Origin of the sequence: Mycobacterium tuberculosis complex sp. N0072, assembly GCF_030323725.1 — a bacterium.
Classification (GTDB): Bacteria; Actinomycetota; Actinomycetes; order Mycobacteriales; family Mycobacteriaceae; genus Mycobacterium; species Mycobacterium tuberculosis.
In genome coordinates this window covers 2,719,460-2,744,451 of record NZ_CP040689.1, presented here as the reverse complement: position 1 = coordinate 2,744,451, position 24,992 = coordinate 2,719,460, and the positions used below count along the sequence as shown (strand labels likewise).

Here is a 24,992-nt window from a genome sequence, read left to right as displayed (position 1 = left end):
GTCGTCTTACCTGGCCAGCGCAAGCCCGTTACCCTGGGGCAATGACTGTGCCAGCACCGTCGCAGCTCGACTTGCGTCAAGAGGTGCACGACGCCGCACGCCGCGCCCGGGTGGCCGCCCGCCGGCTGGCATCGCTGCCGACGACTGTCAAAGACCGCGCGCTGCACGCGGCTGCCGACGAGCTACTGGCTCACCGCGACCAGATCCTGGCGGCCAACGCCGAAGACCTGAACGCGGCGCGCGAGGCGGACACCCCGGCCGCCATGCTGGACCGGTTGTCCTTGAACCCGCAACGAGTCGACGGTATCGCCGCCGGGTTGCGGCAAGTCGCGGGACTGCGCGATCCGGTCGGTGAAGTGCTGCGTGGCTATACCCTGCCCAACGGGCTGCAGCTGCGCCAGCAGCGCGTCCCCCTGGGCGTGGTCGGCATGATCTACGAGGGCCGCCCCAATGTCACCGTGGATGCCTTCGGGCTGACACTCAAGTCGGGTAACGCTGCATTGCTGCGCGGCAGCTCGTCGGCCGCAAAGTCCAACGAGGCCCTGGTGGCGGTGTTACGCACCGCGCTGGTCGGCCTGGAGCTGCCGGCCGACGCGGTCCAGCTGCTGTCGGCTGCCGACCGCGCCACCGTCACTCACCTGATTCAGGCCCGCGGCCTGGTCGATGTGGTGATTCCACGCGGGGGAGCGGGCCTGATCGAGGCGGTCGTACGCGATGCCCAGGTGCCCACCATCGAGACCGGCGTCGGGAACTGCCATGTCTACGTGCACCAAGCGGCCGACCTGGACGTGGCCGAGCGTATCTTGCTGAACTCCAAGACGCGGCGGCCCAGCGTCTGCAACGCCGCCGAGACGCTGCTGGTCGACGCAGCGATCGCCGAAACGGCGTTGCCTCGATTGCTGGCCGCCCTGCAGCACGCCGGTGTCACCGTACATCTCGACCCGGACGAGGCCGACCTGCGCCGCGAATACCTGTCGCTGGACATCGCGGTGGCGGTGGTCGACGGTGTCGACGCTGCCATCGCCCATATCAACGAATACGGCACCGGGCACACAGAAGCGATTGTGACCACCAATCTTGATGCGGCCCAACGCTTTACCGAACAGATCGATGCGGCCGCGGTGATGGTGAACGCATCAACGGCGTTCACCGACGGCGAGCAATTCGGCTTCGGCGCCGAGATCGGCATCTCCACCCAGAAACTGCATGCCCGCGGACCGATGGGACTACCGGAATTGACGTCGACCAAGTGGATCGCATGGGGAGCCGGCCACACCCGTCCGGCCTGACGCCGTTGGCTAGAGGAGACCCGATCGTGACCGTGCCCGCCCGGCCCACGCCGCTGTTCGCCGACATCGCCGACGTCTCGCGGCGGCTGGCCGAGACCGGCTACCTGCCCGACACTGCCACCGCGACGGCGGTCTTTCTCGCCGACCGGCTCGGCAAGCCGCTGCTGGTGGAAGGCCCCGCCGGGGTCGGCAAGACCGAGCTGGCGCGCGCCGTGGCGCAGGCCACTGGATCCGGTCTGGTCCGGCTGCAGTGCTACGAGGGCGTCGACGAGGCTCGCGCCCTGTATGAGTGGAACCACGCTAAGCAGATCCTGCGTATCCAGGCCGGCTCGGGAGATTGGGAGGCCACCAAAACCGATGTGTTCAGCGAAGAGTTCCTGCTGCAGCGTCCGCTGCTGACCGCTATCCGGCGCACCGAGCCCACCGTGCTGCTGATCGATGAAACCGACAAGGCCGACATCGAGATCGAGGGCCTGCTGCTGGAGGTGCTGTCCGACTTCGCGGTGACCGTCCCCGAACTGGGCACCCTGACCGCCACCCGGGCGCCGTTCGTGCTGCTGACCTCCAACGCCACCCGTGAGCTGTCCGAGGCGCTCAAGCGTCGCTGCCTGTACTTGCACATCGACTTCCCGACCCCCGAGCTGGAGCGTCGCATCCTGTTATCCCGAGTTCCCGAGCTGCCCGAGCACTTCGCCGAGGAGTTGGTGCGCATCATCGGCGTGCTGCGCGGCATGCAGCTTAAGAAGGTGCCATCGATCGCCGAGACCATCGACTGGGGTCGCACCGTCTTGGCACTGGGACTGGACACCATCGACGATGCGGTCGTTGCCGCCACGCTCGGCGTGGTTCTCAAGCACCAATCCGACCAGCAACGGGCCACCGGAGAGCTCAGGTTGAACTAGTGGCCGCCCGTCGTATTCGTGCTGCCCGGCCACTCGCCCCGCATGGGCTGCCCGGACACTTGGTGGGCTTTGTGGAAGCGCTGCGTGGCAGCGGGATTTCGGTGGGCCCGTCAGAGACGGTGGATGCCGGCCGGGTGATGGCCACCCTCGGGCTGGGTGATCGTGAGGTGTTGCGGGAGGGCATTGCTTGTGCGGTGCTGCGCCGGCCTGACCACCGCGATACCTATGACGCCATGTTCGACCTGTGGTTTCCCGCGGCACTGGGGGCTCGGGCGGTCATCACCACGGAAGACGAGTCGGCAGGCTCCGGGGGTTTGCCGCCCGATGATGTCGAGGCTATGCGGCAGCTGCTGCTGGATCTGCTGGCCAACAACCAAGACCTGGCCGGCAAGGACGAGCGGTTGGTGGAGATGATCGCGCGGATCGTTGAGGCCTATGGCAAGTACAGTTCCAGCCGCGGTCCGTCGTTCTCGTCGTATCAGGCACTCAAGGCCATGGCGCTGGACGAACTGGAGGGCAAGCTACTGGCGGGCCTGCTTGCTCCCTACGGCGATGAGCCCACAGCCACCCAGGAACAGATTGCCAAAGCGCTTGCCGCACAAAAGATCGCGCAGCTGCGCAGAATGGTCGACGCCGAGACCAAGCGGCGCACAGCCGAGCAACTCGGCCGCGAGCACGTCCAGATGTACGGAATTCCACAGCTTTCCGAGAACGTCGAGTTTCTGCGTGCCTCGGGTGAGCAGCTGCGCCAGATGCGCCGGGTGGTGGCCCCGTTGGCCCGCACCCTGGCGACCCGGTTGGCCGCCCGGCGGCGCCGCGCCCGCGCGGGATCGATCGATCTGCGCAAGACGCTGCGCAAGTCGATGTCCACCGGCGGCGTGCCGATCGACCTGGTGTTGCACAAACCCCGCCCGGCGCGCCCGGAACTCGTCGTGTTGTGCGACGTGTCGGGCTCGGTCGCGGGCTTCAGCCACTTCACGCTGCTGCTGGTACACGCGCTGCGCCAACAGTTCTCCCGGGTTCGCGTCTTCGCCTTCATCGACTCCACCGACGAGGTGACCCATATGTTCGGGCCGGAATCGGACCTGGCCATAGCGATCCAGCGGATCACCCGGGAGGCTGGTGTGTATGCCCGCGACGGCCATTCCGACTACGGCAACGCGTTCGTCTCGTTCATGCAGGGCTTCCCAAATGTGCTGTCGCCGCGCAGCTCGCTGCTGGTGCTTGGTGACGGGCGCACCAACTACCGCAACCCGGCCACCGACGTGCTGGCCGACATGGTGACCGCCAGCCGGCACGCGCACTGGCTCAACCCGGAGCCCAAGCATCTGTGGGGCAGCGGTGACTCGGCGGTGCCGCGCTACCAAGAGGTGATCACGATGCACGAATGCCGATCCGCCAAGCAGCTGGCCACGGTGATCGACCAGCTACTGCCGGTGTAGGCCGGGCGGGCAGTCGTAAAAGAACATGATGGGCGCTGGTGCGCCCGCTTATCACGCGTTGTTGGCCCACGGCGAGTGAGCTGCTGGTGTGCAATGCCGGGCACGTGAAGAACGGCCGGGCCGCAAAACCGACCTCTTGGATGCCGAGTGGTTGGTGCACCTGCTGGAATGCGGTCTGCTGCGGGGTTGGTTGATTCCGCCCGCCGACATCAAGGCCGCCCGCGACGTGATCCGCTACCGCCGCAAGCTGGTCGAGCATCGCACCTCGAAGCTGCAGCGCCTGGGCAATGTGCTTCAAGACGCCGGGATCAAGGCCGACAGCGTGGCGTCCTCGGTCACCCCCAAGTCGGTGCGGGCGATGGTGGAGGCGCTCATCGACGGTGAACGCCGCCCGGCGGTGCTGGCTGATCTGGCGCGCGGCAGTATGCGCTCGAAGATCCCCGATCTGCAGCGGGCGCTGGAAGGGCGCTTCGATGATCACCATGCCCTGATGTGTAGGTTGCACCTGGCTCATCTGGATCAGCTCGATGCGATGATCGGTGCTCTCGACGAGCAGATCGAGCAGCTGATGCATCCCTTTTGTGCCCGACGCGAGCTGATTGCATCGATCCCGGGGATCGGGGTGGGTGCCTCGGCGACGGTCATCTCTGAAATCGGCGCCGACCCGGCGGCCTGGTTCCCCTCGGCTGAGCATCTGGCCTCGTGGGTGCGGCTGTGCCCGGGCAACCACGAATCGGCCGGCAAACGCCATCACGGTGCCCGCCGCACAGGCAACCAGCACCTGCAGCCGGTCCTGGTCGAGTGCGCGTGGGCCGCCGTGCGCACCGATGGCTACCTGCGCGAGTACTACCGTCGCCAGGTCCGCAAGTTCGGTGGCTTCCGCAGTCCCGCTGCCAACAAGAAGGCGATCACCACCGTCGCCCACAAGCTGATCGTCATCATTTGGCACGTGCTGGCCACCGGCCGGCCTCACCAGGATCTCGGCGCCGACTACTTCACCACCCGCATGGATCCCGACAAAGAACGACGTCGCCTCGTCGCCAAACTCGAAGCCCAAGGATTGGGGGTCACCCTCGAACCTGCCGCCTGAAACCCCGACATACACACTGTCACCAACAGACCCGGCTTCGCTGCAGTCGCCGGCGGGTCACGCTTGCCGTGGTCACCCTAATTCACGTACCAGCCCCCAAATCCGACCGGTTTCGGGGGCTTTTGCGACTGCTCACCGCCTCCTCTGGAACACCAACCAGCGCATCTCGATCGGGCAGCTCTCAACGTTGGTGGTGAACACGTCGAGGCCACGGATCCAGTCGGCGTACCAACTGGTGGGCGGCCAGGCGCCCGGTGGCAGGTGCGTTTTCTCGTAGTCGTATACCGAGTCGTCGGCGACGAGTTCGAGAGGAAGGCCGGCCGCTGCAGCAGACATCTCGGCCCGCGTGCACATCCCGGTATACATCTGCTGCCCGAACTCACGCGCGGCTTGGTCGGGTGCGTAATCTCCGTTCGCCAGGAAGGCGTTGAACACCAAGCGGGCACCGGGAGCAAGGCACTGGGCAGCGAGTTCGAACAGATTGCGCAGCTGCTGCGTCGTCCGGAAGTCCGGCACCACCTCGGAGAGCACCATCAGCTGATAGTCCTGCCTCAAGTCGTCCATGGTCGAGAAGACGTCACGCATGATGACGCGCACGTCGAGGGAATCTCGTTCGGCGTCGGAGCGAATGATGTCGGCGAACTTCGGGGTCATCTCCACCACGTCGACCGGGTGTCCGCGCCGTGCCAACGCCAGGGCGTTACGCCCGGTTCCGGCGCCAATTTCGAGCACCCGATGCGTCGTAGGATCGGCTGCTTCGTTGGCCAGCGCCCACACACGTGCGTCTGGTTCGGTACCGAAGAGCGGCGGCTCACGGGTGGCGATCCAGTTCTCGTATTCCTGCGCCACCGTCCGCCATTGGGCTCGGACTTGGTAGTGCAAGGTCGGGCCCATGGGGGCGTTGTATGAGATGACGATGGTCGAATGCTGGGAGGCCGCGTACGCCTCTGCCAGCTGACCCTGGAGCACCGCGCGAAGATGAGCAAGTTCTTCGTCGGAAAACTTTCTGCCCACACCCGCAAAAAGGCCGGCGCACATTGTCACGTACTCGTCGATCATGCTCGGCACGGCCGGCAGCGTGATCTCGCCTTTCACCACCGAGCGGGTGTAAAACCGTCGGGTCATCGCCGCCTTCGCCAACCGCGTCGACTCGGCTGATTCGATCGGCAAATTATCCACAGACCCCTTCTACACGACCGAGTAGATCGTTGCGGGTACATCGGGTGAAAAACGTGAGGGACCGGGCAGCTGGGCAGCCGTTGGCCTGGCAGCGGCGCGGGTGTGATTGGCCGCGCAACCGCGACGCTCAGGCCAGCAGCTCGGCTTCCATTGCGAGCGCGCGGTAGACCTTCAGCGCCTGCCGGTCGCGGGTTGCCAGGGGGAGCCGATGCTCGTTGGCAGCCGTACCGATCAGCGCATCCTAGACGGCTCCGCCGGCGATTTCGGCCGGTGCGAGTTCGGGTAGCAGCGACATCGCCGCCCCAGCGCCGAGGAACCTGGTCGCCGGGAATGTGTGTGCAAGCAGCTTCGCCACGGTCGCCAGCGTCCTGCGTTCAAAAGCCGCGTGCCCGGCCAGACCGAGGGTGCGGCCACGTAGCGCTTGAAAGGTATCTTCGTGGTGGTCGTGATCGGCGACCACCGGTGCGACCGCGACGCTCGTGTCCACGAGCACGGTGCTAACGCTGGCCGGCATCGCGCCGCACTGCCCGCGGGTATCACCGGTAGGCCATGCCGCTCGCCGAGGGAGTCACCGGCGAGGGTCGCGACACCCAGTCCCGCCCCGTCGGCGACGACCTCGACCTCACCCGGAACGAGACCAAGATGATCACGCAAAGGCTTAGGAATAACCAATCGTGCTGCCTTATCAATGGCTGCTCGCTTAGGCTGGCTGGCAGTTGCCGCGAACGGAACTGCGGCAAGATACTCCAGTAAGCTGGCCAATCGTGCATGGGCGTCGATTGGGAGTCATGGGTGGGACGTTCGACCCCATCCACTACGGCCACCTGGTTGCCGCCAGCGAGGTGGCCGACCTGTTCGATCTCGACGAAGTGGTATTCGTGCCCAGCGGGCAACCCTGGCAAAAGGGTCGACAGGTCTCCGCCGCCGAGCACCGCTACCTAATGACGGTGATCGCCACCGCCTCCAATCCCCGATTCTCTGTGAGCCGGGTCGACATCGACCGCGGCGGACCCACCTACACCAAGGACACGCTGGCCGATCTGCATGCTTTGCACCCGGACTCTGAGCTGTACTTCACCACCGGCGCCGATGCGCTAGCTTCCATAATGTCCTGGCAGGGCTGGGAGGAGCTGTTCGAATTGGCGCGGTTCGTGGGGGTCAGCCGGCCCGGCTACGAGTTGCGCAACGAACACATCACTAGCCTGCTGGGTCAGCTGGCCAAGGATGCGTTGACTCTGGTCGAGATCCCGGCGCTGGCCATTTCGTCGACCGACTGCCGTCAGCGCGCCGAGCAGTCCCGGCCGCTGTGGTACCTGATGCCCGACGGCGTCGTGCAGTATGTCTCCAAGTGCCGGCTCTACTGTGGCGCCTGCGACGCGGGCGCGCGTTCAACGACCAGCCTGGCCGCTGGGAATGGCCTATGACCGCCAACCGGGAAGCCATCGACATGGCGAGGGTGGCCGCCGGCGCGGCCGCCGCCAAGCTCGCCGATGACGTCGTGGTCATCGATGTCTCCGGGCAGCTGGTCATCACCGACTGCTTCGTCATTGCTTCGGGCTCCAACGAGCGGCAGGTCAACGCCATCGTCGATGAGGTCGAGGAGAAAATGCGACAGGCGGGTTACCGGCCGGCCCGCCGTGAGGGTGCCCGCGAGGGTCGCTGGACGCTGTTGGATTACCGGGACATCGTGGTGCACATCCAGCATCAGGACGACCGCAATTTCTACGCCCTGGACCGGTTGTGGGGTGACTGCCCGGTGGTGCCGGTTGATTTATCGGCGAACTCAGCGGGTGCGCAATGAGAGCGCGGCGACTGGTGATGCTGCGGCATGGACAAACGGACTACAACGTCGGTAGCCGGATGCAGGGCCAGCTGGACACTGAGTTGAGCGAACTTGGCCGCACCCAAGCGGTCGCGGCCGCCGAGGTGCTGGGCAAGCGGCAGCCGCTACTGATCGTATCGTCGGACCTGCGCCGCGCATATGACACGGCGGTCAAGCTGGGCGAGCGCACCGGCCTTGTGGTCCGGGTCGACACCCGATTGCGGGAAACTCACCTTGGCGATTGGCAGGGCTTAACCCACGCTCAGATCGACGCTGATGCCCCGGGCGCCCGGTTGGCCTGGCGCGAGGATGCGACCTGGGCGCCGCACGGCGGGGAAAGCAGGGTTGACGTGGCTGCCCGAAGTCGGCCGTTGGTTGCCGAGTTGGTTGCCAGCGAACCGGAATGGGGTGGCGCTGACGAGCCGGATCGCCCGGTGGTGCTGGTAGCCCATGGGGGTCTGATCGCCGCGTTGTCGGCGGCGCTGCTGAAGTTGCCGGTGGCCAACTGGCCGGCTTTGGGCGGCATGGGCAATGCCAGTTGGACTCAGCTGAGTGGCCATTGGGCCCCGGGCTCCGACTTCGAGAGCATCCGGTGGCGCCTTGATGTGTGGAATGCTTCGGCGCAGGTCTCCAGCGATGTCCTCTAGGCGCGGGCGCAGGCCCGCATTGTTGGTCTTCGCTGACTCGCTGGCCTACTACGGGCCCACCGGCGGCCTGCCTGCCGATGACCCCCGTATCTGGCCCAATATTGTTGCTTCCCAACTAGATTGGGATTTAGAGCTGATTGGCCGCATCGGCTGGACCTGTCGGGATGTCTGGTGGGCGGCAACCCAGGATCCGCGCGCTTGGGCGGCGTTACCCAGGGCCGGAGCGGTGATCTTCGCGACCGGCGGAATGGATTCGCTGCCGTCGGTATTACCGACGGCGCTGCGTGAGCTCATCCGCTATGTACGTCCGTCTTGGCTGCGACGGTGGGTCCGCGACGGCTACGCCTGGGTTCAACCGCGACTGTCGCCAGTGGCCCGTGCGGCGTTGCCGCCGCACCTGACCGCTGAGTACCTTGAAAAGACCCGTGGTGCAATTGATTTCAATCGTCCGGGCATACCGATCATCGCATCGCTGCCCTCGGTGCATATCGCCGAGACCTACGGCAAGGCCCATCACGGCCGCGCAGGCACGGTGGCGGCGATCACGGAATGGGCACAGCACCATGACATTCCTCTAGTTGATCTCAAAGCCGCTGTCGCAGAACAGATATTGAGTGGATATGGTAATCGTGATGGCATTCACTGGAATTTTGAAGCCCACCAGGCGGTCGCCGAACTGATGCTCAAGGCACTGGCCGAAGCCGGGGTGCCGAACGAGAAATCGCGCGGCTGAGACATGCCCCGCGCCGGCGACGATGCAGAGCGAAGCGATGAGGTGGGGGCACCTCCCGCTTGCGGGGGAGAGCGGCGCCGGTGACCGTTGTGGTGGTGACCGATACGTCGTGTCGACTGCCGGCCGACCTGCGCGAACAGTGGTCGATCCGCCAGGTCCCGCTGCATATCTTGCTTGACGGCCTCGACCTGCGCGACGGTGTGGACGAAATCCCCGATGACATCCACAAGCGCCACGCCACCACCGCTGGGGCGACCCCGGTTGAGCTGTCCGCCGCCTACCAACGGGCGTTGGCGGACAGTGGCGGCGACGGGGTAGTGGCGGTGCACATTTCGTCGGCGCTGTCGGGTACCTTTCGAGCCGCCGAGCTGACCGCGGCGGAACTAGGTCCCGCCGTTAGGGTGATCGACTCGAGGTCGGCCGCGATGGGCGTCGGTTTCGCGGCACTGGCGGCCGGGCGGGCAGCCGCCGCAGGCGATGAGCTGGATACGGTCGCGCGCGCAGCGGCTGCGGCGGTAAGCCGGATTCACGCGTTCGTCGCTGTAGCGCGGTTGGACAATCTGCGCCGCAGCGGGCGCATCAGTGGGGCCAAGGCATGGTTGGGCACCGCGCTGGCGCTCAAGCCGCTGCTGTCAGTCGACGACGGAAAACTTGTTCTGGTCCAACGGGTTCGCACTGTGAGCAACGCGACGGCGGTGATGATCGACCGGGTTTGCCAGCTTGTCGGCGACCGCCCCGCCGCTCTCGCGGTGCATCACGTCGCCGACCCGGCAGCTGCGAACGACGTGGCGGCGGCGCTGGCGGAGCGGCTGCCGGCGTGTGAGCCGGCCATGGTGACCGCCATGGGACCGGTACTTGCTCTGCACGTCGGTGCCGGAGCCGTCGGGGTATGCGTCGACGTGGGAGCGTCGCCGCCAGCGTAACGTCACGGCGAAATTCGTCGCTGATTCTCGCAGTGGCGTCACGCTGGCGGGGCTACCCGCATCGCGTGATCCTTTGCCAGACACTGTCGTCGTAATATTCACGTGCACGTGGCCGCGGCATATGCCACAGTCGGATTCTGTGACTGTGACCCTGTGTAGCCCGACCGAGGACGACTGGCCGGGGATGTTCCTACTGGCCGCGGCCAGTTTCACCGATTTCATCGGCCCTGAATCAGCGACCGCCTGGCGGACCCTGGTGCCCACCGACGGAGCGGTGGTGGTCCGCGATGGTGCCGGCCCGGGTTCTGAGGTGGTCGGGATGGCGCTGTACATGGATCTGCGGTTGACGGTGCCTGGTGAAGTGGTGCTCCCGACCGCCGGTCTCAGTTTCGTCGCGGTGGCGCCGACGCATCGCCGGCGCGGCTTGCTGCGCGCGATGTGCGCCGAACTGCACCGCCGCATAGCCGATTCCGGCTATCCGGTCGCGGCACTGCATGCTAGCGAGGGCGGCATCTACGGCCGGTTCGGCTACGGGCCCGCTACCACCTTGCATGAGCTGACGGTCGACCGACGCTTCGCGCGCTTTCACGCCGACGCACCGGGCGGCGGCCTAGGTGGCAGCAGCGTCCGGTTGGTCAGACCCACCGAGCATCGCGGCGAGTTTGAGGCGATCTACGAGCGATGGCGCCAGCAGGTGCCGGGCGGGCTGCTACGCCCGCAGGTGCTCTGGGACGAGCTGCTGGCAGAATGCAAAGCCGCGCCCGGTGGAGACCGTGAATCGTTCGCGTTACTGCATCCCGACGGGTACGCGCTGTACCGGGTGGATCGCACCGATCTCAAGCTAGCGCGCGTCAGCGAACTCAGGGCGGTAACCGCAGATGCGCATTGTGCGTTGTGGCGGGCCCTGATTGGCCTCGACTCCATGGAGCGAATCAGCATCATCACCCATCCACAGGACCCGTTACCCCACCTGCTCACCGATACCCGACTGGCCCGCACTACCTGGCGCCAGGACGGCCTGTGGTTGCGCATCATGAACGTACCGGCCGCACTCGAGGCGCGTGGTTACGCTCACGAAGTTGGCGAGTTTTCCACGGTCCTCGAGGTATCCGATGGCGGCCGGTTCGCGCTCAAGATCGGTGACGGCCGTGCGCGGTGTACCCCGACCGATGCGGCAGCCGAGATCGAAATGGATCGGGACGTACTGGGCAGCCTTTACCTTGGAGCGCACCGCGCTTCGACGTTAGCCGCCGCTAACCGGTTGCGCACCAAAGATTCCCAGCTGCTTCGTCGACTCGACGCGGCGTTTGCCAGTGATGTTCCCGTCCAGACCGCGTTCGAGTTCTGAAGGCCGTGCTAGGCCGGCGCTAGGCTGACGGGCTTTTCGGCGTGGTCAGCGACCCGCGTGCTGCGCGCCGGCTTCGGTCGCCACACGCCATGGATGGGGATCGGCCGCGCGGCTCAGCACTCGCGGATCGCGTTGCCGAGTACACTCTCGATCGCGGTGAGCCGAGTCCGGATGGACGTCGCAGCCCGGTGCTGGTTGTTCGGGGATGTTGGCGCGGTTTGTCCCATCTTGATCCATCGCCAAAGCGGCTTGTCCACAGCCTCGGATTGATCCACAGCAGGGCAGCGCGACGCCGTCGTGCGCGCCGGTTCTGGCGGTCCCCGCAGCTACGGTCGGCCCATGCGAACAGAACTGCCCGCCGAGCGACTGCAAAGGCGGCTCGGTGCCGTCCCGGATATCGACTCGCACGCCGCATCTGCACACTTAGACCCGGAGCCACACGATCCAACGGACGACGGTCCAGACCACGACGAGCCACGCGACGATCCGAACTCGCTGCTGCCGCGCTGGCTTCCCGACACTTCCCGTGGGCAAGGTTGGGCGGACAGGATACGCGCAGATCCGGGCCGTGCCGGCGCCGTCGCATTGGCGGTGATCGCCGCCCTCGCGGTGCTGGTGACGGTATTCACCTTGATCCGCGACCGGACTGAGCCGGTAATGTCAGCCAAACTTCCTCCGGTAGAGCCGGTTTCGCCGACGAACCCTAGGTCGTCGGCAAGCCCGGGCTCGCCGGACCGTTCCGGCCTGCCGGTGGTGGTCAGCGTGGTTGGCCTGGTGCACACCCCAGGACTCGTCACCCTGGCGCCGGGCGCGCGGATCGCCGATGCGCTACAGGCCGCCGGCGGAGCGGTAGACGGCGCGGACACCGTCGGACTGAACATGGCTCGGCAGCTTGGTGACGGTGAGCAGATCGTGGTCGGGCTAGCTCCGCCCTCGGGACAGCCGAGGGTGCTGGGCAGCTCGGTCGGTGCGGGGACGCCGGGACCGGCGGGTACCTCGGGCACAGCCACGACAGGCCCTAAGACAGCTCCTAAGACAGCTGAGGTGCTCGACCTCAACACTGCGACCGTGGAGCAGCTGGACGCCCTGCCCGGCATCGGGCCGGTCACCGCCGCAGCGATTGTGGCGTGGCGGCAGCGCAATGGTAGGTTCACCAGCGTCGACCAGCTTGCCGACGTCGACGGCATCGGTCCGGCGCGGCTGGACAAGCTGCGCAATCTGGTCCGTGTCTGATACCGGTGCGCCATATGGGCTTCGGCGCGTCCCGTTTGGACGTACGCCTGGTCCCGGCGGCGCTGGTCAGCTGGATTGTGACGGCGGCCGGGATCGTGTGGCCGATCGGCAACGTGTGTGCCTTGTGCTGCGTCGTGGTGGCCCTCGGCGGCGGCGCACTGTGGTGGTGTGTGGCGCGCCGGTCGTGGCACGCTCCGCGACTGGGTTCGATCAGCGCCGGCCTGGTCGCGGTCGGTATGGTGGGCGCGGGGTACGGGCTTGCGGTCGCGTTGCGCTCCGAGGCGGTCGATCGCCACCCAATCACCGTGGCATTTGGCACCTCCGCGCTGGTCACGGTCACCCCCAGCGAGAGCCCAGTGTCGCTGGGGCGGGGCCGGTTGATGTTCCGGGCGACGGTTCAACGGCTGCGGGATGACGAGACATCCGGCCGGGTAGTGGTTTTCGCGCGAGCGCTGGACTTCGGCGAGCTGATGGTCGGACAGCCCGTCCAGTTCCGCGCGCGTATCAGTCGCCCGGCGCGTCACGACCTGACGGTCGCGGTGTTCAATGCGACCGGTCGGCCGACCGTGGGCCGTGCCGGCCCGGTACACCGCGCCGCTCACATCGTCCGCCATCGATTCGCGGCCGCGGTTCGTGAGGTGCTGCCCGCTGACCAGGCCACGATGTTGCCGGCCCTGGTTCTCGGCGATACCTCGACGGTCACCGCCTTAACCAGCCGCGAGTTCCGTGCGGCGGGCCTGACGCACTTGACGGCGGTCTCGGGGGCCAATGTCACGATCGTGTGTGCGGCGGCGCTGGTTTCGGCACGGTTGATCGGACCGCGTGCGGCCGTGGTGTGCGCGGCCGTCGCGTTGGTGGCATTCGTCATCCTGGTGCAGCCGACGGCCAGCGTGTTGCGGGCAGCTGTGATGGGCGCCATTGCCCTCGTGGGGATGCTGTCTGCGCGCCGGCGGCAGGCGATTCCAGCTTTGTCGGGTAGCGTGCTGGTTTTGCTGGCTGCCGCTCCCCATCTTGCTGTGGACATCGGCTTCGCGCTGTCCGTGGCGGCCACGGGTGCACTGGTCGTCATCGCGCCGGTTTGGTCACGCCGCTTGGTCGACCGCGGATGTCCGAAGGTGCTGGCCGATGCCCTCGCAGTCGCGGCGGCCGCGCAGCTGGTGACGGCGCCACTGGTGGCCGCCATCTCCGGCCGGGTCAGTCTGGTGGCCGTGGTGGCCAATCTGGCGGTGGCGGCCGTGATCGCGCCGATCACCGTGCTGGGCAGCGTTGCGGCCGTGCTGGTCGTGCCGTGGCCGGCCGGCGCGCAGGTGCTGATCCGGTTCACCGGGCCCGAAGTGTGGTGGGTGTTGCGCGTGGCGCATTGGGCGTCGGGTGTGCCCGCGGCGACCGTTCCGGTGGCCGCAGGTCTGCCCGGCGTACTGCTGGTCGGTGGCGCCACCGTGTTCACGGTTGCGCAGTGGCGCTGGCGCTGGTTTCGCGCGGCCATGTGCAAAACGATGGCGGTGGCCGTCATATGTCTGCTTGCCTGGTCGCTGTCCGGGCTGGTCGGCCCTTCGTGACACCATCGTGGGGTGAGCGAGGCTAAGCCGTTGCACCTGGTCCTGGGAGACGAAGAACTGCTGGTCGAAAGGGCGGTGGCCGACGTGTTGCGCTCGGCTCGGCAGCGGGCAGGTACAGCCGACGTCCCGGTGAGCCGAATGCGCGCGGGTGACGTCGGTGCCTATGAGCTCGCCGAACTGCTGAGCCCGTCACTGTTCGCCGAGGAGCGGATCGTTGTGCTGGGGGCCGCTGCGGAGGCGGGCAAGGACGCTGCCGCGGTAATCGAGTCGGCCGCCGCCGATCTTCCGGCCGGCACCGTGCTGGTAGTGGTCCACTCGGGTGGCGGGCGCGCCAAATCGCTGGCCAACCAGCTGCGGTCGATGGGTGCGCAGGTTCATCCGTGCGCGCGGATCACCAAGGTCAGTGAGCGCGCCGACTTCATCCGTAGCGAGTTCGCGTCGCTGCGGGTCAAGGTCGACGACGAGACCGTGACCGCCCTGCTGGACGCCGTCGGCTCCGACGTGCGCGAACTCGCCTCGGCCTGTTCACAGCTGGTCGCCGATACCGGAGGAGCCGTCGACGCCGCCGCTGTACGGCGCTATCACAGCGGCAAAGCCGAGGTGAGGGGCTTCGACATCGCCGACAAGGCGGTAGCCGGCGACGTGGCGGGAGCTGCCGAAGCGTTGCGGTGGGCGATGATGCGCGGTGAGCCGCTAGTGGTGTTGGCCGATGCGCTCGCCGAAGCCGTGCACACCATCGGCCGGGTCGGGCCGCAGTCCGGCGACCCGTACCGCCTGGCCGCACAACTGGGGATGCCGCCCTGGCGGGTGCAGAAAGCCCAGAAGCAGGCTCGGCGGTGGTCGCGTGACACGGTGGCGACCGCGATGAGGTTGGTGGCCGAACTCAATGCTAACGTCAAGGGCGCCGTCGCGGATGCGGACTACGCGCTGGAATCCGCGGTCCGGCAGGTCGCCGAGTTGGTGGCCGACCGCGGCCGATGAGTCGGCAGGTGGCTGTCAGAGCTTGTTGAGCGCCTGGGCCAGTGCCGACTTCTTGTTGGCGGCCTGGTTTTTGTGGATCACGCCCTTGCTGGCCGCCTTGTCCAGCTTGCGGTTGGTCGACGCCAGCAGTTCCGCGGCCTTTGCCTTGTCGCCTGCATGGGCAGCTTCGCGGAAGGCACGGACAGCGGTACGAAGCGAGGACTTCACCGCCTTGTTGCGCAGCCGGGCGCGCTCGTTGGTGCGGTTGCGCTTCTGCTGCGACTTGATGTTGGCCACGTGCAAGTTCCCTTTGTCGGTGTGATTCGGCTGCCCAGGTTATCAGTCGGTTACGTTTTCGCCCAAAAGCGGAATCTGTGGTCTGCCGGAATGTCGAATTTGAGGCAGCATGAGACGCGTGAGTCTGCCAAACCAACTCAACGAGACCCGGCGGCGGTCGCCCACACGCGGCGAACGCATCTTCGGCGGCTACAACACGTCGGACGTCTATGCGATGGCCTTCGACGAAATGTTCGATGCCCAGGGCATTGTCCGCGGCCCCTACAAAGGTATCTACGCCGAGCTGGCGCCGTCGGACGCGTCCGAACTCAAGGCCCGCGCTGATGCGCTGGGGCGTGCGTTCATCGACCAGGGCATCACGTTTTCGCTGTCGGGCCAGGAGCGGCCGTTCCCGCTCGACCTGGTGCCACGGGTCATTTCGGCCCCCGAGTGGACCCGACTGGAACGTGGCATCACCCAGCGGGTCAAGGCCCTCGAGTGCTACCTCGACGACATCTATGGTGATCAGGAGATTCTGCGCGACGGTGTCATCCCGCGCCGGTTGGTGACCTCCTGTGAGCACTTTCACCGTCAGGCAGTCGGGATCGTGCCACCCAACGGTGTGCGAATCCACGTCGCCGGCATCGACCTGATCCGCGACCACCGCGGCGACTTTCGGGTTCTCGAGGACAACCTGCGCTCGCCGTCGGGGGTGTCGTATGTGATGGAGAACCGGCGCACCATGGCGCGGGTCTTTCCGAACCTGTTCGCCACCCATCGGGTGCGGGCGGTCGATGACTACGCTTCGCACCTGCTGCGCGCGCTGCGCAACTCGGCGGCCACCAACGAGGCCGACCCCACGGTCGTGGTTCTGACCCCTGGGGTCTACAACTCGGCGTATTTCGAGCATTCATTGCTGGCCCGGCAGATGGGTGTCGAATTGGTCGAGGGCCGCGACCTGTTCTGTCGAGACAACCAGGTATACATGCGCACCACCGAGGGGGAGCGCCAGGTCGACGTCATCTATCGGCGCATTGATGACGCCTTCCTGGATCCGCTGCAGTTCCGTGCCGATTCGGTGCTCGGGGTGGCCGGATTGGTCAACGCTGCCCGGGCCGGCAACGTCGTGCTGTCCAGTGCGATCGGCAACGGAGTCGGTGACGACAAACTCGTCTACACGTACGTGCCGACCATGATCGAGTACTACCTCCACGAAAAGCCGCTGCTGGCGAACGTGGAAACCCTCCGATGCTGGCTGGATGACGAACGCGAAGAGGTGTTGGACCGGATCCGCGAATTGGTCCTCAAGCCGGTCGAGGGATCCGGTGGTTACGGCATCGTGTTCGGCCCGGAAGCCTCTCAGGCCGAATTGGCGGCCGTTAGCCAAAAGATCCGCGACGATCCCCGCAGCTGGATCGCGCAGCCGATGATGGAACTGTCGACCGTGCCGACCCGGATCGAAGGCACGCTGGCGCCCCGCTACGTGGACTTGCGGCCGTTCGCGGTCAACGACGGTAACGAGGTATGGGTGCTGCCGGGCGGGCTGACCCGAGTGGCGTTGGTTGAGGGTTCCCGGGTGGTCAACTCCAGCCAAGGCGGCGGCTCCAAGGACACCTGGGTGCTGGCCCCGCGCGCTTCGGCGGCCGCCCGCGAGTTGGGCGCTGCACAGATTGTGCGTTCGCTGCCGCAGCCGCTGTGCGACCCAACGGTGGACGCGTCCGGGTATGAACCGCACGACCAACAACCGCAACAGCAGCAGCAACAACAACAGCAGGCGTTCCACTGATGCTCGCCCGCAACGCCGAAGCACTGTATTGGATCGGTCGCTACGTCGAGCGCGCCGACGACACCGCGCGCATTCTCGACGTCGCGGTGCATCAATTGCTCGAGGATTCCAGTGTCGATCCCGACCAGGCCTCCCGGCTGCTGCTGCGGGTGCTGGGCATCGAGCCGCCCGACCACGAGCTGGATGTCTGGTCCTTGACGGACCTGGTGGCTTTCAGCACCAATAGCCAGGGTGGTTCTTCCATTGTCGACGCGATCTCGGCGGCACGGGAAAACGCAAAATCGGCGCGGGAAGTCACCTCCAGCGAGACGTGGGAGTGTCTCAACACCACCTATAACGCCCTGCCTGAACGCGAACGCGCTGCCAAACGCCTTGGGCCGCACGAGTTTCTGTCGTTCATCGAGGGCCGTGCGGCGATGTTTGCCGGCCTGGCCGATTCGACGCTTTTGCGTGACGACGGATATCGCTTCATGTTGCTTGGGCGCGCGATTGAGCGGGTCGACATGACGGTGCGGCTGTTGCTGTCACGGGTGGGGGATAGCGCATCGTCGCCGGCCTGGGTGACGCTGCTGCGCTCGGCGGGTGCGCACGACACGTACCTGCGCACCTACCGCGGTGTGCTGGACGCGGGCCGGGTGGTGGAGTTCATGATGCTCGACCGGCTTTTCCCGCGCTCGGTCTTTCACTCGTTGAAGCTGGCCGAACACAATCTCGCCGAGTTGATGCACAATCCGCACAGCCGGATCGGGGCGACCACCGAAGCACAGCGGTTGTTAGGGCAAGCACGCAGCGAGCTGGAATTCGTGCAACCCGGCGTCCTGCTCGAGACCTTGGAGAGCCGCCTGGCGGGCTTGCAGACGACCTGTCGTGATGTCGGAGATGCATTGGCGCTGCAGTACTTTCACGCAGCTCCCTGGGTTGCGTGGTCGGATGCAGGCCAGCGTGGCCAACTCGTCGGAAGCCAAGAGGAATCCTGATGTGGCGAACCCGGGTGGTGCACACCACCGGATATGTCTACCAGTCGCCGGTGACGGCCTCATACAACGAAGCCCGGCTGACCCCTCGGTCGAGTTCGCGGCAGAACCTCGTCCTCAACCGAGTCGAAACCATCCCGGCCACCCGCTCCTACCGCTATATCGATTATTGGGGTACTGCCGTGACGGCGTTTGACTTGCATGCGCCGCACACCGAACTGACGGTGACGTCCTCGTCGGTGGTGGAGACCGAGCGCCCGGAGCCGTTGGCCGCCAAGGCAACCTGGGCCGACCTGCAATCGACGGCCGTGATCGACAGGTTCGACGAAGTGCTCCGCCCAACCCCGCACACCCCGGCAAGCGCCCGCGTTGATGCCGTCGGCAGGCGGATCAGGAAATGCCATGAGCCCAGCGAGGCCGTAGTCGCCGCCGCCCGGTGGGCGCGCAGCGAGCTGGACTACATTCCGGGCACCACCAGTGTGCACTCGTCCGGGCTCGATGCGCTGGAACAAGGCAAGGGCGTCTGCCAGGACTTCGTGCACTTGTCGCTGATGGTGTTGCGCAGCATGGGAATTCCCTGTCGGTACGTGTCTGGGTATCTACACCCTAAGCGTGATGCCGTGGTGGGAAAGACGGTAGACGGGCGCAGCCATGCCTGGGTTCAGGCCTGGACCGGTGGATGGTGGCACTACGACCCCACCAATGACAATGAGATCACCGAGCAATACATCAGTGTGGGTGTAGGCCGCGACTACACCGACGTTTCCCCGCTGAAAGGGATCTACTCTGGGGAGGGCGTCACCGACCTCGACGTGGTGGTGGAGATCACCCGGCTGGCTTAGCGCAGATTCGCGGCGGAGTTTCAGCCCGCCGATAGGCGCCACGGTTGCCTGGGCGGCCGAACGGCTTCCTGCCCGCGCCGTCGTCGCCGCCGCCACTGCCGCCGTCGCCGTGCCGGATCCCGCTGGGTCCGCTGGGAGCCCCACCTCGCCGACGGTTTCTCGGCGCTGTTGCCAGCTCGGTGCATCCATCGCATTGAGCAGGCTCTGCTGGGCGTTGGCCTCGGCGCTGGCGTACGACGTGCTATCTGCCGTGCGGTTCTCTACGAGCTGGTCGTGGAATGCCGCCATCTGTGTGCTGATGTCCTGGTAGATCTGGGCGTGTGACAGCAATATTGCGGCAATTGCCGCCGCCACCTGATCGGCGGCGGGCTGCACTCCGACCGTCTTTGCCGCCGCAGCCAAGTCCAAATCGGCGGCTTTGGCCCGCATTGCCTCCGGACCGCGACTGCATAAGATATCGGGACGTGCGATCAGCACAAGCCGGCTATCGGTGTGGCGCCATGGAAATGCTTTGCACGGCGAATAGTTTCCCTCGCTGATGACAGCCTGTGTTTCCGTGAAATCGGGTCGGCTGCACCACCGCGAACAGCCGCGGCTGGGCGCCGTCCACGGTGTCAGCGATTCACCGCCAAACAGCAGTGGGAACCGGGGTCCCGTGGGGGTCGCACCCGCGGCGTGACGCCGATCACCGCGGTTGCGCCGTAGATCCGCGATGAGCCGGTCGCGCTGCACGTATTGCCACCGCGGTGTTGCATCAGCCAACCGCCTGCGGCAGCTTTCAGTGACCGGGTGGGGTTCGACGATCGGCGTTGGCCGGCGGCACCGTGGCGGGCGGGAGCGTCCGGGCTGACCGGTTTGCTGGGCAAGACCGTGTGGCGCCCGAGGGTCAGCACGGACCCGGCGCTGGTTCGGGCGATCTACTTCTTGCCTTACCGATCGCCCTGGTGTCGGGGCTGGTTGGTCATAGCTGGCGTGCTAGCGCCGCGGGTGCACCTCGACTCGGTGTAGGTCGTTGCCGACCTCGATCCGCCCGCTGAACTCGGTCGCGGCCAGCGCCCGCCACTGTTCTTCTTGTCCGGGCCCGATAGCCGGCACATAGTGCGTCATGACCAGGGTTCCCACCCCTGCGCGGTTCGCGGTTGCGGCGGCTTCCTGCACCGACGAGTGGTAATCGCAGATGTCCTTGACCCGTTGCTGCGGGATCTGCGTGACGATGTCTTTGCGGATCACCGTGTGTACCAACGCATCCGCTCCGGCGGCCAGCTGGTCGAGGCTGTCACAAGGAACGGTGTCACCGGCGAGCACCACCGAAGCACCGTCGGATTCGATCCGGAATCCGATCGTCGGCGTGACCGGCCGATGATCGGTAGGGGCCACCCGGATTGTCACGCCGTCGCGATCCCAAGCTGGGCCTGCGGTGTATTCGTGCACCTCGATCGGTGGTGGTGTCGTCAGATCGGCGTGGTGGGCGATCCGATAGCCGATGTCGTGACCGAATGCCTTCAACGTCGCCTCCACCACTTCGGCGGTGCCCGGCGGTCCGATGATCGGCAAGGGCGCGGGATCAGCAGCGAAGTTGGTGACCCAACTGGTGATAAGCACGTCGCCGAGCTCGGCGATATGGTCGCTGTGTAAATGGGTGAGCAGCACCGCCGACAATCCTGCGGCGCCCACACCGACGGCCGCCGCGCGTTGCAGCACGCCGCGACCGCAGTCCACCAGGAACGCCTGCGCGCCGGCCCGCACCAGAGTGGATGGTCCGGCACGGTCCGGGTCGGGAATGGGGCTCCCAGTTCCGAGCAACGTGATCTCAAGCATGGCCCTATCCTGACAAGCTCGATGGATCCAGCGGCCCCGATCGACCGATTCGGCTGATGGCCAACGAGTTTTAGCCTCGAGGATGCGGCCGACATGGGCGTTGTCGGCAGCCGAATTCCTGCCCGGGCTACGCAGCTACCGACCGCCGGGCACCTGCGGGTTCGGGTGCTAGATGCCGCATATTCCGGTATCGGCTTTCCCGCCGCCCGAGTTCGCCGTAGCCTGGTGTGAACCAGCTCACCACCGGCGGGAGGCCTTGATGCGCATCGCGGACGTCTTGCGGAACAAGGGGGCGGCGGTGGTGACGATCAACCCCGACGCCACGGTCGGGGAGCTGCTCGCTGGCCTCGCTGAGCAGAACATCGGCGCCATGGTAGTGGTCGGCGCCGAAGGCGTGGTCGGTATTGTGTCGGAACGCGACGTGGTGCGCCAGCTACACACGTATGGTGCCAGCGTGCTGTCTCGCCCGGTCGCCAAGATTATGTCGACCACCGTCGCCACCTGTACAAAATCCGACACGGTCGACAAGATCAGTGTGCTGATGACCGAAAACCGGGTCCGCCACGTGCCGGTGCTCGACGGGAAGAAACTGATCGGCATCGTTAGCATCGGTGACGTGGTGAAATCGCGCATGGGAGAACTCGAGGCCGAGCAGCAGCAGCTTCAGTCCTACATCACTCAGGGCTGATTGCCCGGCTCCTCAGCGGGCCGCTGGGCGGCCCGCATCGTCGCCGGGCGGGGCTGACTGCCCGGCTCCTCAGCGGGCCGCTGGGCGGCCCGCGTCGTCGCCAGGCGGGGCTGATTGGGGCCTGATCGGGGCTCGTTGCCCAGCCGATTGCGCTGGCCGCCCGGCCCGGTTTAGCGCCAGGCGTAGTCGGCACGCAGCCGGGCGGCTACCACGTCGAAGACCTCGCGTTCCAGAATCGCGCCTTCGCGGCGGATACTCTCCTCGGGTACGTCGAGCACCCGGTCCAGCCGTACCCAGCTTTCTCGGCCCTCGTAGTCCCAAGCGCCAGAACCGATTCCCACCCAGTCCCGGTCGGCAGCATGGCGCTCCTGGCTGGACACCAGCAACCCCAACAGAACGCTGCGGTCTCGGCCCACGACGAGCACGGGTCGGTCTTTGCCGCGGGTGGGGTCCTGCTCGTAGGCCACCCAAGTCCACACGATCTCGCCGGGATCGGCCCGGCCATCGAGGTCCGGGGCGTAGACAAGTCTGCGGGCTCGCGCTGCGGTGGGACAGCTGGTGCTGGTCACCGGCCGGCCCGCGGCAATTTCGGCCGGTGGCGACGGCACGGCGGTGGTCATGATGTTCGCGGTGATCTTGACGGCTTGCCGGATTGTGCGAAGCGTTTCCTGCGTGTTTTGCAGGTGACGCACCAGCTTAGGAGCCTCAGTGAACACCAGGTTCTCCGCGAAGCGCTGCAACGTTTTCCACTGTGACTTCCGTGCGGACGCCATGCTCGCAGCATAGACGCGATCGACCGAGCGCGATTGGGTCGCAGCTGCCCGACGCGGATACCCTGGATACCCGTCAACCCCCGCTCCAGGAGATTCCCATCAGCAGTTTCGCCGACAAAACCTTCACTGCGCCGGCGCAGATTAGGAACTTTTGCATCATCGCCCACATCGACCACGGCAAGTCAACGTTGGCCGACCGGATGCTGCAGCTCACCGGCGTGGTCGACGAACGCTCTATGCGGGCCCAGTACTTGGATCGGATGGACATCGAGCGGGAACGCGGCATCACCATCAAGGCCCAGAATGTGCGGCTACCCTGGCGGGTCGACAAGACCGACTACGTGCTGCATCTGATCGACACCCCGGGCCATGTCGACTTCACCTACGAAGTCTCGCGTGCGCTGGAGGCTTGCGAGGGTGCGGTGCTGTTGGTCGATGCCGCGCAAGGCATCGAGGCGCAGACGCTGGCGAACCTCTACCTGGCGTTGGACCGCGACCTGCACATCATCCCGGTGCTCAACAAGATCGACCTGCCCGCGGCCGACCCGGACCGTTACGCCGCCGAGATGGCACACATCATCGGCTGCGAGCCGGCCGAGGTGTTGCGGGTGTCCGGCAAAACCGGCGAAGGCGTGTCCGACCTGCTCGACGAGGTGGTCCGACAGGTGCCGCCCCCTCAGGGCGACGCCGAGGCACCTACCCGCGCAATGATTTTCGACTCCGTTTACGACATCTACCGCGGAGTGGTGACCTACGTCCGCGTCGTCGACGGCAAGATCAGCCCCCGTGAGCGCATCATGATGATGTCCACCGGCGCCACCCACGAGCTGCTTGAGGTCGGCATCGTCTCACCCGAGCCGAAACCGTGTGAGGGCCTCGGTGTCGGCGAGGTGGGTTACCTGATCACCGGCGTCAAGGACGTCCGCCAGTCCAAGGTGGGCGACACCGTGACCAGCCTCTCCCGGGCCCGCGGGGCTGCCGCCGAAGCGTTGACCGGCTACCGTGAGCCCAAACCGATGGTCTACTCGGGGTTGTATCCGGTCGACGGTTCGGACTACCCGAACCTGCGCGACGCCCTGGACAAGCTGCAGCTCAACGACGCGGCCTTGACCTATGAGCCGGAAACCTCGGTGGCGCTGGGTTTTGGGTTCCGGTGCGGTTTCTTGGGCCTGCTGCACATGGAGATCACCCGTGAGCGCCTTGAGCGCGAGTTCGGCCTGGACCTGATCTCGACCTCACCCAATGTGGTGTATCGGGTGCACAAAGACGACGGCACCGAAATCCGGGTGACCAATCCGTCGGACTGGCCGGAGGGCAAGATCCGCACGGTCTACGAGCCCGTCGTCAAGACCACCATCATCGCGCCCAGCGAGTTCATCGGCACCATCATGGAGCTGTGCCAGTCGCGCCGCGGCGAGTTGGGCGGCATGGACTATCTCTCCCCCGAGCGGGTGGAACTGCGCTACACCATGCCGCTCGGCGAGATCATCTTCGACTTCTTCGACGCACTGAAATCGCGCACCCGCGGCTATGCCAGCCTCGACTACGAGGAGGCCGGCGAACAGGAGGCCGCGCTGGTCAAGGTCGACATCCTGCTGCAGGGCGAGGCGGTGGATGCGTTCAGCGCGATCGTGCACAAGGACACGGCGTATGCCTACGGCAACAAGATGACCACCAAACTCAAGGAGCTGATCCCGCGCCAGCAGTTCGAGGTGCCGGTGCAGGCCGCCATCGGATCGAAAATCATTGCCCGCGAAAACATCCGCGCGATCCGCAAGGACGTGTTGTCCAAGTGCTACGGCGGCGACATCACGCGCAAACGCAAGCTGCTGGAGAAGCAGAAGGAAGGCAAGAAGCGGATGAAGACCATCGGGCGCGTCGAGGTGCCACAGGAGGCTTTCGTCGCGGCATTGTCCACCGATGCCGCCGGGGACAAAGGCAAGAAGTGACAAACCGCTGGCGCTGGGTGGTTCCGCTGTTTGCCGTGTTCCTCGCTGCCGGGTGCACCACAACGACGACCGGGAAAGCAGGTCTGGCGCCGAACGCAGTGCCGCGTCCGCTGATGGGTTCACTGATCCAGCGGGTACCGCTCGACGGCGCTGCGCTGTCAACGCTCCTCAACCAGCCGTTTCAGGCCCTTCCACCTTTCCCGCCGGTGTTCGGGGGCAGCGACAGTTTGGGAGACAGTGATGTATCGGCTCGGCCCGCTGACTGCGTGGGCGTCGGTTACCTGACGCAGCGGAACGTTTACCGGTCCGTCGAGGTCAAAAGCGTCGCCCGGGTGTCGTGGCGACACGACGGTTCCTCGGTGAAGGTGGATGACGTCGATGAGGGTGTCGTCGCCCTGCCTTCCGCGGCAGCCGCCGATGATCTGTTCGCGAGGTTTTCTGCGCAGTGGAAGGAATGTGATGGCACAACGCTGACGGTGCCCGCCAGCGCGTTCGGTCAACGCTCCATCACCGACGTCCGGGTTGCGGATTCAGTTGTCGCGGCAACGGTCTCGCTGCGACGCGGCACGCACTCCATACTGGCGTCCGTCCCTCAGGCCCGTGCCGTCGGCGTACGGGGCAATTGCGTGGTCGAGGTCGCGGTCACCTTCTTTGGCATCACCCACCCGTCGGATCAGGGGTCGGCCGACATCAGCACCAGCGCCGTCGATATCGCACACGCGATGATGGACAGGATCAGCGAATTGAGTTGACGCTTGC

25 protein-coding genes and 1 pseudogene are annotated in these 24,992 nt (G+C 66.1%); 20 read left to right on the top strand and 6 right to left on the bottom strand.

Going from position 1 to position 24,992, the window contains the following annotated elements; genetic code table 11:
- The first annotated feature begins 41 nt into the window (after positions 1-41).
- From FF952_RS12885 to FF952_RS12870, 4 genes are all read left to right on the top strand, one after another.
- Positions 42-1,289: a glutamate-5-semialdehyde dehydrogenase gene (locus FF952_RS12885; RefSeq protein WP_003412516.1), complete on the top strand. Its 1,248-nt coding sequence runs from the start codon at positions 42-44 to the stop codon at positions 1,287-1,289.
- Positions 1,290-1,315: 26 nt separating this feature from the next.
- Entirely contained in the window at positions 1,316-2,191 is an 876-nt protein-coding gene (locus FF952_RS12880; protein ID WP_003412514.1) for an AAA family ATPase, read from the top strand.
- Positions 2,191-3,633, top strand: a complete 1,443-nt coding sequence (locus tag FF952_RS12875; protein WP_003412513.1) for a vWA domain-containing protein — start codon at positions 2,191-2,193, stop codon at positions 3,631-3,633. Before FF952_RS12880 ends, FF952_RS12875 begins: the two co-directional genes overlap by 1 nt.
- 88 nt (positions 3,634-3,721) lie before the next feature.
- The gene (locus FF952_RS12870; RefSeq protein ID WP_003900518.1) at positions 3,722-4,723 is read left to right on the top strand and encodes an IS110 family RNA-guided transposase; all 1,002 of its coding nucleotides are present in this window, start codon (positions 3,722-3,724) and stop codon (positions 4,721-4,723) included.
- Positions 4,724-4,855: 132 nt separating this feature from the next.
- Here FF952_RS12870 and FF952_RS12865 read toward each other — a convergent pair whose 3' ends face one another.
- Positions 4,856-5,902, bottom strand: a complete 1,047-nt coding sequence (locus tag FF952_RS12865; RefSeq protein ID WP_003904836.1) for a class I SAM-dependent methyltransferase — start codon at positions 5,900-5,902, stop codon at positions 4,856-4,858.
- Between the two features lie 241 nt (positions 5,903-6,143).
- Entirely contained in the window at positions 6,144-6,416 is a 273-nt protein-coding gene (locus FF952_RS12860) for a PIN domain-containing protein (RefSeq protein WP_003412405.1), read from the bottom strand.
- Between the two features lie 35 nt (positions 6,417-6,451).
- On the opposite strand from FF952_RS12860, the gene FF952_RS20825 reads away from it, so the two are divergent.
- The 10 genes from FF952_RS20825 (at position 6,452) to holA (ending at position 15,148) form a co-directional block, all read left to right on the top strand.
- Positions 6,452-6,655 (top strand): hypothetical protein, encoded by a 204-nt coding sequence (locus tag FF952_RS20825; protein WP_003412401.1) that lies wholly within the window; start codon positions 6,452-6,454, stop codon positions 6,653-6,655.
- A 26-nt stretch (positions 6,656-6,681) separates the two neighbouring features.
- Positions 6,682-7,326, top strand: coding sequence for a nicotinate-nucleotide adenylyltransferase (gene nadD, locus FF952_RS12855; RefSeq protein WP_256382343.1), 645 nt, complete (start codon positions 6,682-6,684; stop codon positions 7,324-7,326).
- Positions 7,323-7,703, top strand: a complete 381-nt coding sequence (gene rsfS / locus FF952_RS12850) for a ribosome silencing factor (RefSeq protein ID WP_003412394.1) — start codon at positions 7,323-7,325, stop codon at positions 7,701-7,703. Before nadD ends, rsfS begins: the two co-directional genes overlap by 4 nt.
- Positions 7,700-8,371: a glucosyl-3-phosphoglycerate phosphatase gene (gpgP, locus tag FF952_RS12845; protein ID WP_003412388.1), complete on the top strand. Its 672-nt coding sequence runs from the start codon at positions 7,700-7,702 to the stop codon at positions 8,369-8,371. Before rsfS ends, gpgP begins: the two co-directional genes overlap by 4 nt.
- The gene (gene octT / locus FF952_RS12840; RefSeq protein WP_003412384.1) at positions 8,361-9,104 is read left to right on the top strand and encodes a diglucosylglycerate octanoyltransferase; all 744 of its coding nucleotides are present in this window, start codon (positions 8,361-8,363) and stop codon (positions 9,102-9,104) included. Before gpgP ends, octT begins: the two co-directional genes overlap by 11 nt.
- A gap of 80 nt (positions 9,105-9,184) precedes the next feature.
- The gene (locus FF952_RS12835) at positions 9,185-10,027 is read left to right on the top strand and encodes a DegV family protein (RefSeq protein WP_003412381.1); all 843 of its coding nucleotides are present in this window, start codon (positions 9,185-9,187) and stop codon (positions 10,025-10,027) included.
- A 121-nt stretch (positions 10,028-10,148) separates the two neighbouring features.
- Positions 10,149-11,375 carry an enhanced intracellular survival protein Eis gene (locus FF952_RS12830; RefSeq protein WP_003412375.1) on the top strand — a complete coding sequence of 409 codons (1,227 nt, stop codon included), beginning with the start codon at positions 10,149-10,151 and terminating at the stop codon, positions 11,373-11,375.
- Positions 11,376-11,714: 339 nt separating this feature from the next.
- Positions 11,715-12,608, top strand: a complete 894-nt coding sequence (locus FF952_RS12825) for a ComEA family DNA-binding protein (RefSeq protein ID WP_003412373.1) — start codon at positions 11,715-11,717, stop codon at positions 12,606-12,608.
- Between the two features lie 14 nt (positions 12,609-12,622).
- Positions 12,623-14,167: a ComEC/Rec2 family competence protein gene (locus FF952_RS12820; protein WP_003412371.1), complete on the top strand. Its 1,545-nt coding sequence runs from the start codon at positions 12,623-12,625 to the stop codon at positions 14,165-14,167.
- 30 nt (positions 14,168-14,197) lie between these two features.
- Complete coding sequence (gene holA / locus FF952_RS12815) at positions 14,198-15,148, top strand: DNA polymerase III subunit delta (protein ID WP_003903885.1); 951 nt, start codon at positions 14,198-14,200, stop codon at positions 15,146-15,148.
- A 15-nt stretch (positions 15,149-15,163) separates the two neighbouring features.
- On the opposite strand, the gene rpsT is transcribed toward holA, so the two are convergent.
- On the bottom strand, positions 15,164-15,424 hold the full coding sequence (gene rpsT / locus FF952_RS12810; RefSeq protein ID WP_003899314.1) for a 30S ribosomal protein S20: 261 nt from the start codon (positions 15,422-15,424) through the stop codon (positions 15,164-15,166).
- Positions 15,425-15,533: 109 nt separating this feature from the next.
- Here rpsT and FF952_RS12805 point away from each other — a divergent pair, with 109 nt between their 5' ends.
- From FF952_RS12805 to FF952_RS12795, 3 genes are read left to right on the top strand one after another with little or no spacing between them, the layout of a single operon-like run.
- Complete coding sequence (locus tag FF952_RS12805) at positions 15,534-17,189, top strand: circularly permuted type 2 ATP-grasp protein (protein WP_003412363.1); 1,656 nt, start codon at positions 15,534-15,536, stop codon at positions 17,187-17,189.
- Complete coding sequence (locus FF952_RS12800; protein WP_003412359.1) at positions 17,189-18,166, top strand: alpha-E domain-containing protein; 978 nt, start codon at positions 17,189-17,191, stop codon at positions 18,164-18,166. Before FF952_RS12805 ends, FF952_RS12800 begins: the two co-directional genes overlap by 1 nt.
- Positions 18,166-19,005 (top strand): transglutaminase-like domain-containing protein, encoded by an 840-nt coding sequence (locus FF952_RS12795; RefSeq protein ID WP_003412357.1) that lies wholly within the window; start codon positions 18,166-18,168, stop codon positions 19,003-19,005. The genes FF952_RS12800 and FF952_RS12795 overlap by 1 nt, the downstream gene beginning before the upstream one ends.
- A 225-nt stretch (positions 19,006-19,230) precedes the next feature.
- Here FF952_RS12795 and FF952_RS12790 read toward each other — a convergent pair.
- Together FF952_RS12790 and FF952_RS12785 are read right to left on the bottom strand one after the other, a co-directional pair.
- A pseudogene (locus tag FF952_RS12790) lies at positions 19,231-19,434 on the bottom strand (PE family protein); the annotation flags it as partial.
- A gap of 546 nt (positions 19,435-19,980) precedes the next feature.
- Complete coding sequence (locus tag FF952_RS12785) at positions 19,981-20,823, bottom strand: Rv2407 family type 3 sulfatase (protein WP_003412350.1); 843 nt, start codon at positions 20,821-20,823, stop codon at positions 19,981-19,983.
- 259 nt (positions 20,824-21,082) lie between these two features.
- Between FF952_RS12785 and FF952_RS12780 the strand changes: the two genes are divergently transcribed.
- Positions 21,083-21,511, top strand: coding sequence for a CBS domain-containing protein (locus FF952_RS12780; protein ID WP_003412347.1), 429 nt, complete (start codon positions 21,083-21,085; stop codon positions 21,509-21,511).
- 170 nt (positions 21,512-21,681) lie between these two features.
- Here FF952_RS12780 and FF952_RS12775 read toward each other — a convergent pair whose 3' ends face one another.
- Positions 21,682-22,284 carry a type II toxin-antitoxin system PemK/MazF family toxin gene (locus FF952_RS12775; RefSeq protein WP_003899311.1) on the bottom strand — a complete coding sequence of 201 codons (603 nt, stop codon included), beginning with the start codon at positions 22,282-22,284 and terminating at the stop codon, positions 21,682-21,684.
- On the opposite strand from FF952_RS12775, the gene lepA reads away from it, so the two are divergent.
- Together lepA and FF952_RS12765 are read left to right on the top strand one after the other, a co-directional pair.
- Complete coding sequence (lepA, locus tag FF952_RS12770; RefSeq protein ID WP_003900516.1) at positions 22,272-24,233, top strand: translation elongation factor 4; 1,962 nt, start codon at positions 22,272-22,274, stop codon at positions 24,231-24,233. The genes FF952_RS12775 and lepA overlap by 13 nt on opposite strands.
- The gene (locus FF952_RS12765) at positions 24,230-24,985 is read left to right on the top strand and encodes a sensor domain-containing protein (RefSeq protein WP_003412341.1); all 756 of its coding nucleotides are present in this window, start codon (positions 24,230-24,232) and stop codon (positions 24,983-24,985) included. The genes lepA and FF952_RS12765 overlap by 4 nt, the downstream gene beginning before the upstream one ends.
- The last annotated feature ends 7 nt before the right edge of the window (positions 24,986-24,992 follow it).